The following is a 16,005-nucleotide window of genomic DNA, read 5'->3' as shown; positions in this document are numbered from 1 at the left end:
TCTCGGACAGCCTCCTAGGGGAACTGGATACTGCGGGCCGTCAGTTATTCAATTATTCAAGTAATCAGATGCAGGAGGTCGAGTGTTTCGACTGGGATTGATCATCAACCCGCTGGCAGGTATTGGTGGCAGTGTTGCCCTTAAGGGCAGTGATGGCGCCGAAACCGCGCGTCTTGCGCTGGAGCTCGGTGCCAAGCCCAAAGCTTGCGAGCGTGCTCTGCAGGCACTGCTGCCGCTGCAGGGGCTGGATGTCGAGGTGCTGACCTGGCCGGCAGAAATGGGTGCTGATGTGGCGACTAGTGCAGGTTTTGAGCCCCGGGTGCTGGGCAAGATCGAATCGGGACATACCGGGCCAGAGGATACGGAGCGTGCGGCGCTGGCGCTGGCGGCGGCCGGGGTCGATCTGATTCTGTTTGCCGGCGGCGATGGCACCGCGCGAAATATCTGCAATGTGCTGTCCGATCGGGTGCCGGTACTGGGGATTCCCGCCGGGGTGAAAATCCATTCCGGTGTCTACGCTGTTACGCCCAGAGCGGCCGGTGAAATAGTTGCCATGCTGGTACGCGGCGAGCTGGTGACGCTGGCGGATCAGGAAGTGCGGGATATCGACGAGGAGGCATTTCGCCAGGGGCGAGTGCGTGCCAAGTACTATGGCGAGCTACTGGTGCCCCAGGAACATCGTTATCTGCAGCACGTGAAAAATGGCGCCCGCGAGGTTGAGGAGTTGGTGCTGGCGGACATCGCTGCGGACATGGTGGAAGCCATGTTGCCGGAGGTGCGCTATGTGATGGGCTCAGGCACTACGGTACAGGCGGTGATGCAGGAACTGGGGCTCCCCAATACGTTGCTGGGTGTGGATGTTATTGAGGATGGCCAGCTCATCGCCAGCGACTGTACTGCCGAGCAGTTGCTGGCTTTGACTGAGGGTTGCGACAGTCAGCTGGTGATTACAGTCATCGGTGGTCAGGGGCATATTATCGGGCGTGGTAACCAGCAACTGAGCCCTGCGCTACTGCGCCGTATCGGGCGCGATAATATTCATCTGCTGGCGTCCAAAACCAAGCTCAAGGCGCTGGACGGGCGGCCTTTGATCGTAGACAGCGGGGACCCACAGCTGGATGCCGCCTTCGCCGGCCTGATGCGCATCACCACCGGTTACCACGATGCCGTACTTTATCGGGTGGCGGATTGCTGAGTGGGCTTCTAACCTGAATAGACGTTAAAGAACGCTTGCTGGTGTATCTGGATGCGGTGGCGATAGGCGTTCTGTGACCCTGGAGGTGCACTCATGTTTCCCGGTCTGTTCGGATTTGTGTTGCGATGGCTAGGGCTGGGTGAATGGAAAGTGCGTTCCCGCCGAGGGCTGGTGTGCAATATCTGGATACTGTCTGGATTCTTGATGCTGTGGCTGGCTCAGCCTCCGTTAATGCTGGCGGTGGCGCTCTTCAGTACCTGTCTGTCCTTTTGTGTGCTGGATGAGGGCGGCTGAGAGAGCTGAAAACGCAAAACGGGCGCTCTGGGCGCCCGTTTTTGTTTCTGAAGTGCTGTATCTGCAGTCTTATAGCTTGGGTGGCCTAGCGGCGATTCTGCAGTGCAGCGATACGGTCATCCAGCGGCGGATGCGAAGACAGCAGCTCCATAAAGCCCTGTTTTATGTGGCTGCTGATGCCAAATGCGGTCAGCTGACCCTGCAGCTGATCAGGCACACCATATTCGGATTTCAGGCGTTGCAGCGCGCCAATCATGGCGTGGGGGCTGGCGAGGGAGGCGCCGGACTCATCGGCACGGTATTCGCGCCGGCGCGAGAACCAGGCCACGATCACTGAGGCCGCAATGCCGAACAGGATTTCAAATACGAAGGTGGTGATGTAGAAGCCAATGCCTGGGCGTGAGTCATCGCCATCACGGCGCAGGAAGGAATCTACCGCATAGGCGGCGATGCGGGCGAAGAACATCACGAAGGTGTTGACCACCCCCTGTACCAGCGCCAGCGTTACCATGTCGCCATTGGCAACATGACCAATTTCATGGGCCAGTACAGCGCGGGTTTCTTCCTTGCGAAAGCGCTCCAGCAGGCCCTGGCTGACGGCCACCAGGGCGGCATTCTTGTTCCAGCCAGTGGCAAAGGCGTTGGCCTGCTGGGCCGGGAAAATGCCGACCTCGGGCATCTTGATGCCAGCCTTTTCCGACAGTTCGGCAACGGTGTCCAGCAGCCAGCGTTCGGCTTCTGTGCGCGGCTGGGTGATGATCTGGGTGCCGGTGGACATCTTGGCCATCATTTTGGAAAGCAGTAGGGAAATAATGGATCCGGCGAAACCGAATACAGCACAGAAGGCCAGCAGCGAGCCGAGGTTGAGCCCAGTACCGCTAAGGTAATGCTCAACGCCCAGCAGGCTAAGGGTTATGCTGGCGACGATCAGTACAGCGATGTTGGTGGCAAGGAACAGGACGATCCGCATCATGGTGTAAGTCTACCTGGTTGGGTGTTAGGCAATAAGATGTGGGCTAGGTGATAAAGTTTCAATGTATTGAGCATTAAAAATCGTCTGGTTGCTACCTGGTACGGCGGCTATAATGCCGCGCTTTTGCAGCCGCCGATCCGGCCGGGGTACAAGATGGAACCGCTGATCGAGACAGTCACACAGCAATTGCAGTTAGCGGCGGGCGAAACACGCCGGCTGTTTCATGGTCGAGGCCATTGTTATCCGGGTCTCGAACACCTGGTGATCGACTGGTTTGCACCGGTGGCCGTGGTGCGCTTGTATGAAGAGGTCGAGCCTGCATGGTGTGAGCGTCTGTGTGCTGCGCTGGCGCAGGTTGCCGGTATTGAAGCCCTGGTAGTGCAATCCCGTGGCCGAGGCCGCGAAACGCGCAACGAGATCGCCTGGGGTCAGGTGCCGGAACGGTTAAAGGCAACGGAGCTGGGTCTGCAATACTGGGTTTCACCGCTGCAGAATCAAAACAGCGGCCTGTTTCTGGATATGCGCGAGGGGCGCCGCTGGGTGCGCGAGCAAGCCAGTGGCGCCCGGGTGCTGAATCTGTTTGCCTACAGTTGCGCTTTTTCAGTGGCAGCCATGGCCGGCGGTGCGGCCTCGGTGGTGAACCTGGACATGAGTCGTGGTGCCCTGGCGCGGGGGCGGGAGAATCATCAGCTCAATCAGCATGATCAGCGCGACGTGCGCTACCTGGGGCATGACCTGCTCAAATCCTGGGGCAAGCTGCGCAAGCTCGGCCCCTATGATCTGATCCTGATTGATCCGCCGAGCTTTCAGCCCGGCAGCTTTGTTGCCGAGCATGACTATCGCAAAGTGGTGCGGCGCCTGCCCGAACTGACCCAGACCGGCAGTCGCATACTGGCGTGCCATAATGATCCCTTGCATGACACCGGCTTTATTCGCGCGCTTATGGCACAGGAGTGCCCGCAGTTTGGCTTTCGTGAGCGGCTGAATAATCCCGACGACTTTCCCGAGCAGGACCCGGAACGGGCCCTAAAGGTATTGCTATTCGAACGGGAGGCCTGATGGATATTATTTGCCTGGACTTCGAGGCCAGCGGTCTGGGGACAAGCTCCTACCCCATCGAAGTGGCCTGGCGTGATGCCAGCAGCGGCGAGCAGGACAGCTTTTTGATAGACCCGCTGTCCGTACCAGGCTGGACACACTGGGATGAGGTGGCCGAGGGTATTCATGGTCTGGCGCGGGAAGAGCTGCATGCCGAGGGCGTTTCTGCTGCAGCAGCCTGCTGGCGGCTGAATCGGGCACTGGAAGGCAAAACGGTTTACTGCGATGCGCTGGAGTTTGATCACTTCTGGATGCGACGTCTGTACGATGCTGCCCAAATGCGCCCGCTGTTTCAGCTCAGGGGACTGGAAGTGCTGCTCAGCCCGGCACAGCGTCAGCGTTTTCTGGATGCGATTGAGTGCCAGGACCGCAATCACCGCGCCCTGGATGATGTTGTTGACCTGATTAGCGCCTTGAAATACGCCTATCAGAAATCCTGAGCCCCGAGCTTACCGCCTGGAGCTCAGTGTGCTTGGGTGTCGCCTCAGAGGTTCAGCGTCAGCCCGTCGATCTGGCTGCGGATGGCATCATACTGGCCGGTTTCCTCGGGCATGAAGTACAGCTTGAAATAGCCGCGATCCACCAGGTTGCCTTTGTTGCCGTGGATTGTTTCCTTGTAGGTCGCATGCAGATAGCTCATTTGCAAGTGGATGACCCGAGTGTGTGGCTGCACAGTAAACGCATGGTTTTCCAGATCGTAGCGCTTTTTGGCTTCCTTGATACTGTAGAAGGACACTTCGGTGACGTGATTCAGGTTAATCAGAAAGTTGGACGTCACCGGAATCAGGCGCTGTTTTTCCAGCCCGTTGTGTTCCATGTAGATGCCGCTGTTCTTGTTGATTTTGATAAACATGATTGACGAACCTCTCCGTGTTTTTTCGACTGCGAATGACTATAAGTCAATTTGACTAAGGTTGTGTGACAGCTTAGCAGGTTGTTGAAAAATTTGGTCTTTTCGGATCACCCCGGTTTATTCTGAACCCGCTGCGCGCGATTCAGCGCAGCTCCAGTGGCAAGTTGGCCTGTCGCAGGTGCCACTGCTGACCATCCCAGACAAAGTGCTGCAGGCAACGATAATCCAGTTTGACCGGGGCCTTGCCGCGCATGTCCCACTGGCAGGCGGCGGCGAGCAGTGCCCGTATCACACCCTTGTGACAAAGGGCGCCTGCGCGGGTGCATCCCTTCCTGCGCATTGACTCGGCCCAGTCCGTGAGGCGCTGCTGTACCTGGCGCGGTGACTCGCCGTTAGGCGGGCACAGATCCAGCCCCAGGGTTTCCATCGCCATCATGCCTGCAGGGTCCTTAAGTCGCAGGTCAACAATGCGTTGACCTTCCCAGTCGCCCCAGTCCATTTCAATCAGTGCTGGCGCAATGCGCGTATCCAGTTGTAGCTGCTGTGCTGTTTCGCGCGCGCGCAGCAGTGGGCTGCTGTACCAGTCGAGTCCGCTAAGGCTCATGGGTAGCTTGAGGCTTTGGAGGTCACTGCGGCTTTGCGGCATCAGGGGCTCATCATGGCGGCCCTGCAGGCGCTTGAGACGGTTCCATTCGGTCGGGCCGTGACGCAGGCAGATCAGTTCAAAATAGGGATCAGGAGCGGGTTTAGCTGTGGGCTCAGACATGAGTTTTTCAGGCATGGATGTTTTAGGCATGAATGAGCGGCTCCAGTTCGGTGCGCAGCACGGCGGCGGCAGATTGTAGAGAGTGCTGTTGGCGAACAGTGGCCAGACTGGCGTCCCGCCATTGCTGGCGCAGCGCAGGCTGTGCCAGGGCCAAATCCAGGGCCTGGGCCAGTGCGCCTGGATCCCGCGGGGGAACCAGCTGGCCGGTACGGTTGTGATGCACCACCGCCGCCACGCCCCTTTCGTTGCCGGCAATCACCGGCAGGCCCTGGGCCTGTGCCTCCAGCAGTGCCATGCCAAAGGCTTCGTTCACCGCAGGCCAGACCATGAGATCTGCAGCCCTGAGCAGGGGCGTCAGCTCAGCGGGCGAGAGTCGGCCCAAAAAGCGCACGCGGGCCTGCTGGTTCGACGAATCCTGCTGGCCAAAGGCCGCCAGCACCTCATTGCGGGCACTGCCATCTCCGACTATCAGCAGCTGGGCGTCGCTGTGCAGTTGCGCAAGGCTTGCCGCCAGTATGCGGTAGGATGCCAGCTTGTCGCCAGAGCGCATCATGGCCACGCTGATCAGCCAGGGTTTGTCGGCGTTCAGCTGCCAGCGTCTGGCCAGGGCGGCTTTGTCGACGCAGGAGATGGCTTGGGCATCAAGGTCAATAAAGGGGTTGAGGTTGACGATGGGGGCCTGTGGGCCCAGGCAAGCCTCAAGGCCGTCGATATCGGTGGGGTTAAGGGTAAAGATGCGTTGTGCCAGATGCAGCGCATCGCCAACGCTCTGATGCGATAGCGCCCAGGGGCCCAGGGCGCGGCTGGCAGCCCAGGAGGCTTCGGCGCAGACATAGGGAATGCCAAGTTGTCGGCAGACGGCGGGGCCAATCCAGTCCGGCGCCTTGTAGTACAGATGGTAGGTAAACCAGAGTCTGGGGCGCCATTGCTGGCGTTGCCAGTGCCGGATCAGGCGTGTCGCCAACTGTTCGCCCAGCTGTGCCATGCGCAGTTGGCGCACCGGGTCGCCACTGGCGTCACGGCTGCGCAGGGCGCTGGCCAGACGTACATCAAAACCTGCTTCCCCCAGCGCGCTCATGAGCAGCCGGGCCAGCAAGCGGTCGCCGGAGGGGGTGGCATGGCTGGGGGCCTTGAGTGGCGCGTAGAAGGCGACAGGGGAAGGCATAAGGCTCAGTGATCGCAGTCGCAGTGCTGGACGGTTGCGGTTTTGCTGTTGGCTGGCGCGCTTGGCAGATCAAACAGTGTTGCCAGTTGATCAATACCGCGCTCGACATTAAAGACCTGCTGGACACGTTGCTGGCCGGCCTGGCCCAGACGGGTGCGCAGCGCAGGATCTTGCAGCAGCAGCTGCAGCGCATTCGACAACTCGGGCGCATCGGCGGGGCCGACCAGCCAGCCGGTGCGCTGGTGCTCGATCAGCTCGGGAATGCCGGAGATCGTTGTGCTCAGGCAGCAAAGCCCCTGGCTCTGGGCTTCCATCAGCACATTGGGCAGGCCATCGCGATCGCCATCATCGACGATCTTGCTGGCCAGCACGAACAGATCCGAGGAGCGATAGTTTTCCAGCACTTCGGTTTGGGGCAGGGCGCCGAGCCACTGGATGCGCTCGCCTATGCCAAGTTCTTCTGCCTGCTGTTTGAGGCGGCTCAGGAGTGGGCCGCCACCGATATGGGTCAGTTGCCAGGCGCAATCGGCAGGCAGTGCAGCCAGCGCGTTCAGCAGGTCGTCATAACCTTTCTTGGCGACGGCGCGGCCCACCGAAACCAGTCGTACCGGATCTTCAGGGTTACGCGCGTCCCGCAGCTGGGCAGTATTGGGCAGGGCCGAAAAACGGCGAAAATCCAGCCCGTGGTAGACCAGATGTACCCTTGATGGATCGGCCGCCAGTCCCTGCAAATACTCGTGATTGGCGCCGGTGCAGGTGGCTAGCCAGGCAAGTTCTGCAAGCTTCTCCTGCAGTTCCCAGGTCTCGCTGGTCCAAATGTCCTTGGCGTGGGCCGAGGCGCTCCACGGCAGTTCGGTGAGCAGGGCGCAGTAGCGTGTGACTGAGGCTGGCGTGTGCAGAAAGTGGGCGTAGAGTTGCTCGGTACCAGGCGGCAATTCTGCGGCCAGTACCAGGGCCTGGCCCAGGCGTCGCAGGCGATTGCGGCTGCGATCGCGCCTGAAGTCCTGCCACCAGCGCCGCATACAGCTGCGATAGCCTGGCTTAAGCCGCACCTGCCACCACCCCTTGAGTACCCGCAGGGGTTCCTGGTGCAAGTATTCGGGCAGGTAAAGCACCGGTGCCTGAATTTCGTCGTGTATCGGGTGGGTGGCCTTGTCGGTGGGGTGGCGCAGGGAAGCCAGGGTAATCTTCATGCCTCGCAGCTCCAGGGCACGTATTTCCTGGGCTATAAAGGTTTCCGACAGGCGTGGATAGCCTTTAAGGACGAGGGTGATCTGTTGGCTCAAACGGTACTCCTTCATGGCCAGAACTTTACAAAGCCGCCACTCAGGCGGTCAGCAGGGCGGGGCCTTCAACCCAGCGAACCTGGGAGGACGCTGTCAGTGTGCGGGTTAGCTGCTCAAGGAAGGCCCAGCAATCCGGATCATGATCCAGGTGGTGCGTCATAAGGCCGCAGGGCTCGGTGGCATCCACCAGTCCCTGCCTGCGTGCTTCCAGGTTGGCAATAATGCGCTTGAGCACAGCTTCAGTGCCGGCGAAGCGTCGCGCCTGCCAGTCGATAATATCGATATGGACATTGATCTGCAGCGGGCCCACAGGTTCAGCCGGTCGCGGGCCCAGTACCGACAGGCGTCGATAGCCCAGTCCTGGCAGCAGGGGCAGCAGGTCGGCATCAATGCGGTTCCAGGGCGGTACCAGTATATCCAGCGCCTGGGCGCCAAACAGCTGTGTCAGTCGTTGTTGGCCGGTGTGCAGTTGCTGCAGGATTTCATCCCTGGGCCTTGGGCCACCGAGCTCGCGTTTGCGCTCGCCGGGGGCTGCGTAGGGGCGGTGATCGTAGCCGTGCTGCAGCACCCAGGCGCGAGGCTCTGTGCTCAGGCGCAGGGCCAGTGCCTCGGTGCACAGGGCGGGAATGACCGCCAGACTCAGGTCGATGCCATGCCGGTTACTGAGGGCTAACAGGTGGTCTAGCGCAGCGCCCGGGGCGATGGCATCGTCATCGCGCCACCAGAAGGTGGCAGGCTCGTGCCATTGATCCAGTTCCTGTTGCAGTGCCTGCCAGGAGGTCATGCCTGGGAGCCTGTTAGCAGCCGGAGCAGATCGGCGGCGGCGTTGCGGGCGCCATCTAGGCGCAGTTCTGGCGAGCGGTCATCCTGTTGTCCTGCATTTAGCGCCAGTTGCGCCGCCTGGCTGAGGCTCTGGGCGCAGAGCCCGGTTTCATCGGCGATGCTGACGCGCCCGGCCTCTGCCAGCTGGCGTGCGCGGCTGATCTGTTCGGTTTCGCCGCTGCCGATATAGGGCACGACCACCGCCGGTACCTGGCTGACCAGCAGGTCCATTACCGTGTTGTAGCCTGCCTGGGATATGGACAGCTCAGCGCCTGCCAGGCGGCTGATAAAGTCGCTGCAAAAGCGCACCAGCTCCAGCTCAGACGAGTGCAGTGACTGTTGCAGTTGATCGAAATCTGCCTGCGGCAGATTGGGCCCGGCGATTAGCGTCCAGGGGCGATTCGGCAACAGGCCGGCACGGTGTGCTTCTATGGCCGCCTGCAGCAGGCGCAGGCCGACGGCACCGCCACCGGCCGATACGATAACACCGCGGCGTGGTCGGGGTGCAGGTGCGGCGGGGGCAATATAGCCGGTGTAATGCAGGCGCGGGCTTAGCTGGGGTGTCAGGCCGTAGCTGGCATCCAGTGGCGCGAAGTGCGGATCGCCGTGGGCCCAGACGCGGCTGTAGTGACGGTTGATCAGTTGCAGAGTTTCTTCTTCCCGCTCCGGGCTGCGCTTTTGCACTATGTCGCGCAGGGAGCAAACCAGCTTGGGCCGCGGCTTTTGCTGCTGTGCCCAGTCGAGCAGCGGGCGCAACTCGAAGCGCATCTGGCGACGGCCAAAGGGAAACAGTTCGGTAATGATGGCATCGGGCTGGATCTGCGCCGCCAGAGCCAGTAGCTGCTCGCGGCGGGCGCTGCGGGTGGCATCGCTGAGTGGCTTGCCGGTAGCGTCTACCAGGGTGGCGAAGTCGGCATTTTCTACCCGGATGGCGCTGAGGTAATGGCAGTGAGCGCCGTCAAAACTGATCGAGGGTACCGGCTCTCCGCCCAGTACCATCTGCACATCAAGGCCCGCCTCGACCAGGGCTTCGCACAATAGCGCGGCGCGGCGCAGATGGCCCACACCCAGCAGGTGCTGTACGTAGAACAGTACTCGTGCGGGGGCTTTGCCTTGTGTGTTCATTGCGGCGCCTGCTCGAACAGCTCGCCGATACGCTCGGTGACACTGTCCAGGCCTCCAAGCCACTCGGCCTTGTCGGCAACGCCTGGGGGTGGTTGTTGCGGCAGCTGTAGCAGGGCCTCAACCATTTCGGTGGTGGAGCGTTCACCGTCGGCATCCACCAGGCTAATCAGGTTCAGCGCGGCGGCATTTTGCGCCCGTATTAGCTGCTCCTTGCGCGGGAAGCTGCGTGGCAGGATCAGTGCCGGGCGGTCGAGGGACAGGATCTCGCAAAAGGTGTTGTAGCCGCCCATCGCAACGACGGCGCTGGCGTTGGCCATTAGGCGTTCAAGCTGTGCATCAAAGGTAATCATGTCGACATTGGGCAGGGCGTCGGCACGGTGCAAAAACTGCTGGCGTTCGGCCTGGGGCATAAAGGGGCCTAGTACAAAAAGGGCACGCCAGGGAAGTTGGACGCCGGATTCGTAAGCGCGCAGTACCCAGTCGGTCATCTCGATGCCATCGCCACCGCCACCGGGTGTTACCAGCATGTAGGGCTGCTCGGGGGAGGCGGAGTCGACGGTATTGGCGACCTCGGGAATTTCGCGACGCAGATAGCCGGTATAGCGCATCCTCTCCATAGTGGCGGCATCGATCGGCAGGCTGTGCAGAGGGTTGCCCATGGCACGGGGGCCATAGACCCAGAGTTCGTCATAGAGACGTTCCAGCTCGCCAAAAATGCCCTTCTTGTGCCACTCGGCCGTCAGCAGATCCGGTGCATCCATGACATCGCGCAGACCCAGTATGGTGCGGGTTGGCGTGTCCTTGAGCATTTCCAGTGTCGAGTGCACTTCGCCCTTGAGGCCCAAAGGCTCCTTGTCGACCAGGAAAATATCCGGGGCAAATGCCTTGGTGGTATTCAGGATAATGCTTTCGCGCAGCGCCAGGGTGTCGGCCAGGTCGATGTGCAGCGCAAGCGAGGTGTAATCGCCATTGTGCAGCTTGATAACGCCTGGGATACGCACGAAATCGACCCGGGCCTTGAAGTCAAAGCGGCCGATGATGGGGGATCCGGTCATGATTAGCACCGAAAGTCCCTTGTAGGCATCCACCATGGCATGGGCCAGCGCGCGGCAGCGGCGCAGGTGGCCAAGACCGAAGGAATCATGGCTGTAGATCAGCAAGCGACGGTTTTTCAAACTATTGCCTTATGCAGCTGCGTCCATTTCTGGCGGCCATAGTAATGCACCGGCTAAGGGCTTGTATAGCCGTGGCCGGTACGACGGGGGTCTGGCTCAGGCCGAACCATCTTCGTCATACAGGTTTTTGCCATGATCATCGTCGATACGGTTGCTCTTGAACAGGTCTGGATGCAGTGCCAGTGCTGCGGCTGCGCCCGCCAGGCCAAGGCCAGCCGCACCTGTCGGATCCGCGGCATTGGTCGCGGGGGGGCTATCGGGCAACAGTACATGCACTGAACGGTGGGCAAAGCGAATACCGTTGGCTTCCAGCGCATCCTTTACCTGGCGGTAGGCTTCGCGGCGGATAACCCATTGCTCGCCGGGCTTGCAGGTGAACTTCATGCGAAAGATAAGGGCTGACTCCTCGACCCGCATTACCCCCTGGGATTTAAGCGGCAGCAGTATGTGGGGGCCCATTTCGGGGTCGTCGAGCATAGCTACGCCAATTTTCTTGATGATCTTGCGCACCTGCTCGATATCGGTGTCATAGGGCAGGCGGAACTCGAGCTTCATGGTGACCCAGTCCCGTGACAGGTTCTTTACGGTAGCAATTTCGCTGTAGGGAATGGTTTGTACCGCGCCCAGGTGATGCCGCAGGCGCATGGAGCGTAGTGAAATCTGCTCCACGGTGCCGCGAAGGCCAGCGGCCTCGATGTATTCGCCGCGGCGAAAGGCATCATCCAGCAGGAAAAATATGCCGGACAGTATGTCCTGCACCAGCTTCTGGGCACCAAAGCCGATGGCGATGCCGACGACACCGGCGCCGGCCAGCAAGGGGCCTATCTCTATGCCGGTCACGCTCAGGGCCATTAAGGCGACCACGATCACCAGAATGACGGAGGTAAAGCTGCGCACCAGTGGCAGCAGGGTCTCGGCCCTGGAGGCGCCCGCGGCACCGCCTTCGCCTTCAAGGCTGGCAATGGCGTCTTCGCTCTGGGGTTCGGGCAGGCGCCGCTCGATGGCGGACTGGATCACCTGCCAGCAGGTATAGGCCAGCAGCAGTATGACCATGATGTCGATAGCGACGCCCAGGCTGCGCTGCACCAGGGTTTCCTCCAGCATCGACATGGACGAAAAGCCGAAAGTCTCGCTGAGAAAGAACAGTGTCATACCGAGCAGGATCAGGCGGCTGCCGTTCTGGATGATGCGGATGAAACTGCGTGAGCGCTGCTCGAAGGTATGGCTTTGCAGCCATGAGAACTGGCACATGCGCTGCAACAGGGCGTGCAGCAGTCGGTCGATGAGGATAAAGCCCAGTGTCAGCCACCAGACCGGGTCTACGCTGCGGGCGGTTTCGTAATTGCCAATAAAGACATGGTAGCTCCAGATGCCCCAGAGCAGCATCAGCCAGAGGGTGGCCAGCATCGGCCAGTTCTGCCGCAGTGTCTGGCGCATGGATGAGCTCTGGTCGGCTTCAGGATCGGCGAACAGGCGGGTAATGGTGTGACGGTGATGCCAGACGAAGGTAATGGCGATCAGGTTCAGCAGCAGGCCGCCCAGCGGGACTGTAATGGCCGACAGTATGGTTTCAATGCCGTGGTGGTACACCAGTGACAGGCCGCGGGTAACGATGACATAGACGATGGCGAAGCCGATAACCCAGTGGTGGATGTTCTGGGCATTCTCGCAGTCCATGCGAAACGGGCGTATGCCGCGGGCATGGGGGGCGAACAGTGAGCGCGACAGGATACTGACCAGGCGGATGATACTCACGGCCACCAGCAGTGCCATCAGGGTCGGGCGCAGGCCGGTGCCTGGGTCATAGGCCAGCACGGGGAGGGCGAGGGCACCCAGCACAAAAGCGCCAAGGCGCACCAGGTTGAGTGCCGCCTGCAGGAAAAGATAACCCACGCTGGTGGACAGGCTCTGACACTGCTGGCAGGAAATATCGGACGACATGCGTCTGAGCTTCCAGCCCAGCAGGCCTTCAACCGCCAGGCCCGATAGCAGCATCAGCGCGAAGGCGATCATCAGATCGCTGAAACCGTCCCAGCCGCGCTGGTCGGTAAGTGAATCCCAGAAATGCTGTTGCTGCTGGGGCCAGCGATCGAAGCTCTGTTGCAGCAGCTCAAGGCGGCTTTCGAAATCGTTGGTCGGCGCCGGCATGCTTTGCAGGGCGTCGTAGGGATTGGGCGTGCGGGCAATGCTTTGCTGTTCGAGCTGGTTGAGCAGCATCTGGCGCACTTCGCCGTCGCTCATCTGGGCGATCTTGTCGGTGCTGGCCTGTCGCGCCTGGCCTTCGGTTACGGCTGCCGCCAGTCCCAGCTGGCTGCATATCAGCAGCAGGGACGACAGGAACAGGTTGCGCCAGAAAAATCGGGTCATGGTGGCTTCCAGTCTTATTATTCTGATGGATCTGCTCATCCGTATTGTGTAGGTGCGTCTCCCAGCATGCCAGAGAATGACGCCTGGGTCAGTCTCCGGCATTCAGGCGGCAGTTTTACTGCCGGTAAAGGCGCAGGAAGTCGGCCAGGCGCCCGATGGCATCTTCAAGCTCATCCTGGCGCGGCAGGAAGACCACGCGAAAATGCTGTGTATCCATCATGTTGAAGCCGCTGCCCTGTACCACCAGTACTTTTTGCTGCTGCAGCAGGTCGAGTACCATTTTTTCGTCGTTGTGGATCGGGTACATCTGCGGATCCAGTTTCGGGAACAGGTACATGGCGGCCTTGGGGCGGACGCAGGAAACCCCCGGGATTTCGTTGATCAGGCGCCAGGCGCTGTCCATCTGGTCGTACAGGCGCCCGCCCGGAACAGTCAGTTCGTTGATGCTCTGGTAACCGCCCAGCGCCGTCTGTATGGCGTGCTGTGCCGGGACGTTGGCGCACAGCCGCATGCTGGCGAGCATGTCGAGGCCCTCGATGTAATCGCGGGCGTTGTGCTTGGGGCCGCTGACGATTACCCAGCCGGAGCGAAAGCCGGCGGCACGGTAGGTCTTGGAGAGGCCGTTAAAGGTAAGGCACAGCACATCGTCCGCCAGGGAGGCGAGGGATGTGTGCTCGTGGCCGTCGTACAGAATCTTGTCGTAGATTTCGTCGGCAAACAGGATCAGGTCGTGCTCACGGGCCAGATCAATGATCTGCTGCAACAGCTCCAGCGGGTACAGGGCGCCGGTGGGGTTGTTGGGGTTGATCACCACTATTCCCTTGGTGCGCTCGGTAATCTTGCTGCGCATGTCCTCGATATCCGGGAACCAGTCGGCCTGTTCGTCGCAGACGTAATGGATCGGGTTGCCGCCGGCCAGGCTCACAGCTGCGGTCCAGAGCGGATAGTCGGGCGAGGGAATCAGCATTTCATCGGTATCGTTCAGCAGGCCCTGCATGGCCATGACGATCAGTTCGGATACGCCGTTGCCGATGTAGATGTCTTCGATGGTGACGTTGCGAATGCCCTTGCGCTGGGATTCCTGCATAACGGCCTTGCGCGCCGAAAACAGTCCCTTGGAGTCGCAGTAACCCTGGGCCGATGGCAGATTGTGGATGACGTCCTGCACGATTTCTTCCGGGGCTTCAAAGCCCCAGGGCGCCGGGTTGCCGATATTCAGCTTGAGGATGCGGTGGCCTTCTTCTTCAAGCCGCTTGGCTTCCTGCAGAACAGGGCCGCGGATGTCGTAGCAGACGTTGATCAGCTTGTTCGATTTTCTGATTACTGGCATGGTTGCAACCCTGAACTCCATTGCAGTTGCGATTGGTTTTAGCAGCCTGTCGAGCTTTTCCGCAGTAGATCAGTGTTAAGTCCGACAGGCTGCCAGGCACTGCGACTGGCTGGACAATATTTGGCGAAGTGCCTGTGTCCATTGGCGAAAAGGGATAAATCATACGTCCTTTTTCAGTGCAAAAGAATATGCGGCCACAGAATAGCGCCGTGCTGCATGGTCAACGGTCACAGGCATGCAATATCAGGGATGCAAAGAGCGCGATGAAGTCATTTCAGTGGCTGTACCAGCATGTGGTTGAACATCGCGCAGGCGAAAATATCGAAGCGTTGCTGCCACAGCCTCTTGATAGGGCGCAGCTGGCGGCGGTCGCTGATGACCGTTTGCTGTCTGATCTGTGTCGACGGGTGTTCCGTGCCGGGCTCAGGCACTCGCTGGTGGATGCGCGCTGGCCGGCTTTTGAGGACGCTTTCTGGGGCTTTGATGCCAACAAGGTGGCGCTCATGTCGGATGAGCAGCTCGAGCGCCTGATGCAGAACGACAAGCTGATTCGGCATTTGGGCAAGCTCAAGTCGGTGCGGGCCAATGCCTTTATGGTGACGGAAATGACGGCAAGGCACGGCAGTTTTGCGCGTTTTCTGGCGGATTGGCCGCAGGACGATATAGTCGGGCTCTGGCTGTTGCTCAAAAAACAGGGTTCGCAGCTGGGCGGTAATTCAGGGCCATACTTTCTGCGCATGGTGGGCAAGGATACCTTCGTGCTGACCGACGATGTGGTGGCCGCCCTGATAGCGCAGGGGGTGGTGGACAAGCGGCCGACGGCGCAGCGTGATCTGCGCCTGGTGCAGCAGGCCTTCAATCAGTGGCAGCTGGAATCCGGCCGGCCCCTGTGCCAGATCAGCAGGCTGCTGGCCCTGACCGTCGGCTGGTAGTCGGGGCGGTCGGATTTAACGGCCCGTTGCTGTTAATACTGCTGGTTAATAAAGTTCAGCAGCTTGGGGTCGTTGAAGGCGCGACTGAGGGTATCGCTGGCGAGCAGGTTGAACAGTTCCTGATTCTTGCTTTCAGAGGGTGTCAGCGGTGACTGGTAACCTTGCTCTGATTTGTACTCTCCGCTGAACGAGCGGCCATTCATTTGAGCGACCAGACGTAGTGTCATCTTTAGTCGCACCTGTTGCTGTGAGCCTTCCTGGCTGGCTTTGTAGGTCAGGTCGTCCAGCAGCAGTGTGATCTTGAGTTCATTGCGCTGCCCGGTGTTATTGCCAAACTGGTAGGCACCCATCTGTCGCAGCCCCTGTTGGGCGCTGCTCAGCAGGGTGTAGCGTGCATCCGTTGCCAGGGTGATAAACGCATTTTTTTCAAAGCGTGAGACGCGGTGGCCTATGATCGGCGACTTGCGCAAATCCTTCGCATCCAGCTCGACCTGAATACCGATGGGCAGACGTTGCTGAGTATCAATCTGAGGCTGAAGCTGGATTTGTTGCGGACTCAGGCTGGTGCAACCGCTAGCGAGGACGATCAACAGACCAAAAAGCAGGTACTTGCAACGGGACATG

At 60.1% G+C, this 16,005-nt stretch carries 16 protein-coding genes; 5 read left to right on the top strand and 11 right to left on the bottom strand.

What is annotated here, in order from left to right:
* Positions 1–82: 82 nt before the first annotated feature.
* The gene (locus MPRO_RS18740) at positions 83–1,195 is read left to right on the top strand and encodes an ATP-NAD kinase family protein (protein ID WP_067296552.1); all 1,113 of its coding nucleotides are present in this window, start codon (positions 83–85) and stop codon (positions 1,193–1,195) included.
* A gap of 93 nt (positions 1,196–1,288) precedes the next feature.
* Positions 1,289–1,489: a hypothetical protein gene (locus MPRO_RS18735; RefSeq protein ID WP_067296550.1), complete on the top strand. Its 201-nt coding sequence runs from the start codon at positions 1,289–1,291 to the stop codon at positions 1,487–1,489.
* An 85-nt stretch (positions 1,490–1,574) separates the two neighbouring features.
* On the opposite strand, the gene htpX is transcribed toward MPRO_RS18735, so the two are convergent.
* On the bottom strand, positions 1,575–2,462 hold the full coding sequence (gene htpX / locus MPRO_RS18730; RefSeq protein ID WP_067296548.1) for a protease HtpX: 888 nt from the start codon (positions 2,460–2,462) through the stop codon (positions 1,575–1,577).
* 66 nt (positions 2,463–2,528) lie between these two features.
* On the opposite strand from htpX, the gene MPRO_RS18725 reads away from it, so the two are divergent.
* Both MPRO_RS18725 and MPRO_RS18720 read left to right on the top strand, forming a co-directional pair.
* On the top strand, positions 2,529–3,521 hold the full coding sequence (locus MPRO_RS18725; RefSeq protein ID WP_245635136.1) for a class I SAM-dependent methyltransferase: 993 nt from the start codon (positions 2,529–2,531) through the stop codon (positions 3,519–3,521).
* Positions 3,521–4,000 (top strand): 3'-5' exonuclease family protein, encoded by a 480-nt coding sequence (locus MPRO_RS18720; protein ID WP_067296545.1) that lies wholly within the window; start codon positions 3,521–3,523, stop codon positions 3,998–4,000. The genes MPRO_RS18725 and MPRO_RS18720 overlap by 1 nt, the downstream gene beginning before the upstream one ends.
* Positions 4,001–4,044: 44 nt before the next feature.
* Here the strand turns inward: MPRO_RS18720 and MPRO_RS18715 are convergent, their stop codons facing one another.
* The 9 genes from MPRO_RS18715 to MPRO_RS18675 all read right to left on the bottom strand — a co-directional run bounded on the left by MPRO_RS18715 (position 4,045) and on the right by MPRO_RS18675 (position 14,449).
* Positions 4,045–4,413, bottom strand: coding sequence for a hypothetical protein (locus MPRO_RS18715; protein WP_067296542.1), 369 nt, complete (start codon positions 4,411–4,413; stop codon positions 4,045–4,047).
* Positions 4,414–4,555: 142 nt separating this feature from the next.
* Positions 4,556–5,179 carry a histidine phosphatase family protein gene (locus MPRO_RS18710; protein ID WP_158651871.1) on the bottom strand — a complete coding sequence of 208 codons (624 nt, stop codon included), beginning with the start codon at positions 5,177–5,179 and terminating at the stop codon, positions 4,556–4,558.
* A gap of 22 nt (positions 5,180–5,201) precedes the next feature.
* Positions 5,202–6,344 (bottom strand): glycosyltransferase family 4 protein, encoded by a 1,143-nt coding sequence (locus MPRO_RS18705; protein WP_067296536.1) that lies wholly within the window; start codon positions 6,342–6,344, stop codon positions 5,202–5,204.
* Positions 6,345–6,349: 5 nt separating this feature from the next.
* Positions 6,350–7,630: a glycosyltransferase gene (locus MPRO_RS18700; RefSeq protein WP_216821330.1), complete on the bottom strand. Its 1,281-nt coding sequence runs from the start codon at positions 7,628–7,630 to the stop codon at positions 6,350–6,352.
* A 40-nt stretch (positions 7,631–7,670) separates the two neighbouring features.
* Positions 7,671–8,414, bottom strand: coding sequence for a polysaccharide deacetylase family protein (locus tag MPRO_RS18695; RefSeq protein ID WP_067296529.1), 744 nt, complete (start codon positions 8,412–8,414; stop codon positions 7,671–7,673).
* The gene (locus MPRO_RS18690) at positions 8,411–9,577 is read right to left on the bottom strand and encodes a glycosyltransferase family protein (protein ID WP_067296526.1); all 1,167 of its coding nucleotides are present in this window, start codon (positions 9,575–9,577) and stop codon (positions 8,411–8,413) included. Before MPRO_RS18690 ends, MPRO_RS18695 begins: the two co-directional genes overlap by 4 nt.
* The gene (locus MPRO_RS18685; protein WP_067296524.1) at positions 9,574–10,752 is read right to left on the bottom strand and encodes a glycosyltransferase family protein; all 1,179 of its coding nucleotides are present in this window, start codon (positions 10,750–10,752) and stop codon (positions 9,574–9,576) included. The genes MPRO_RS18690 and MPRO_RS18685 overlap by 4 nt, the downstream gene beginning before the upstream one ends.
* 96 nt (positions 10,753–10,848) lie before the next feature.
* Positions 10,849–13,119, bottom strand: coding sequence for a mechanosensitive ion channel family protein (locus MPRO_RS18680; RefSeq protein ID WP_067296521.1), 2,271 nt, complete (start codon positions 13,117–13,119; stop codon positions 10,849–10,851).
* A 115-nt stretch (positions 13,120–13,234) separates the two neighbouring features.
* Positions 13,235–14,449, bottom strand: coding sequence for a pyridoxal phosphate-dependent aminotransferase (locus tag MPRO_RS18675; RefSeq protein ID WP_067296518.1), 1,215 nt, complete (start codon positions 14,447–14,449; stop codon positions 13,235–13,237).
* Positions 14,450–14,712: 263 nt separating this feature from the next.
* On the opposite strand from MPRO_RS18675, the gene MPRO_RS18670 reads away from it, so the two are divergent.
* Positions 14,713–15,381 carry a DNA-3-methyladenine glycosylase I gene (locus tag MPRO_RS18670; protein ID WP_067296516.1) on the top strand — a complete coding sequence of 223 codons (669 nt, stop codon included), beginning with the start codon at positions 14,713–14,715 and terminating at the stop codon, positions 15,379–15,381.
* Between the two features lie 32 nt (positions 15,382–15,413).
* Here the strand turns inward: MPRO_RS18670 and MPRO_RS18665 are convergent, their stop codons facing one another.
* Positions 15,414–16,004, bottom strand: a complete 591-nt coding sequence (locus MPRO_RS18665) for a YajG family lipoprotein (protein WP_067296513.1) — start codon at positions 16,002–16,004, stop codon at positions 15,414–15,416.
* Position 16,005 lies beyond the last annotated feature (1 nt).

This window comes from Marinobacterium profundum, from assembly GCF_001528745.1.
Taxonomy (GTDB): domain Bacteria; phylum Pseudomonadota; class Gammaproteobacteria; order Pseudomonadales; family Balneatricaceae; genus Marinobacterium_A; species Marinobacterium_A profundum.
This window is presented reverse-complemented; position numbering and strand designations above follow the sequence as displayed.

What these genes read in the sequence shown, in the direction of transcription:
- MPRO_RS18715 (WP_067296542.1), bottom strand. Translation starts at nt 4,413, where the DNA reads ATGTTTATCAAAATCAACAAGAACAGCGGCATCTACATGGAACACAAC.
- MPRO_RS18710 (WP_158651871.1), bottom strand. Translation starts at nt 5,179, where the DNA reads ATGTCTGAGCCCACAGCTAAACCCGCTCCTGATCCCTATTTTGAACTG.
- MPRO_RS18680 (WP_067296521.1), bottom strand. Translation starts at nt 13,119, where the DNA reads ATGACCCGATTTTTCTGGCGCAACCTGTTCCTGTCGTCCCTGCTGCTG.
- MPRO_RS18695 (WP_067296529.1), bottom strand. Translation starts at nt 8,414, where the DNA reads ATGACCTCCTGGCAGGCACTGCAACAGGAACTGGATCAATGGCACGAG.
- MPRO_RS18675 (WP_067296518.1), bottom strand. Translation starts at nt 14,449, where the DNA reads ATGCCAGTAATCAGAAAATCGAACAAGCTGATCAACGTCTGCTACGAC.
- MPRO_RS18705 (WP_067296536.1), bottom strand. Translation starts at nt 6,344, where the DNA reads ATGCCTTCCCCTGTCGCCTTCTACGCGCCACTCAAGGCCCCCAGCCAT.
- MPRO_RS18735 (WP_067296550.1), top strand. Translation starts at nt 1,289, where the DNA reads ATGTTTCCCGGTCTGTTCGGATTTGTGTTGCGATGGCTAGGGCTGGGT.
- MPRO_RS18670 (WP_067296516.1), top strand. Translation starts at nt 14,713, where the DNA reads ATGAAGTCATTTCAGTGGCTGTACCAGCATGTGGTTGAACATCGCGCA.
- MPRO_RS18720 (WP_067296545.1), top strand. Translation starts at nt 3,521, where the DNA reads ATGGATATTATTTGCCTGGACTTCGAGGCCAGCGGTCTGGGGACAAGC.
- MPRO_RS18690 (WP_067296526.1), bottom strand. Translation starts at nt 9,577, where the DNA reads ATGAACACACAAGGCAAAGCCCCCGCACGAGTACTGTTCTACGTACAG.
- MPRO_RS18665 (WP_067296513.1), bottom strand. Translation starts at nt 16,004, where the DNA reads ATGTCCCGTTGCAAGTACCTGCTTTTTGGTCTGTTGATCGTCCTCGCT.
- htpX (WP_067296548.1), bottom strand. Translation starts at nt 2,462, where the DNA reads ATGATGCGGATCGTCCTGTTCCTTGCCACCAACATCGCTGTACTGATC.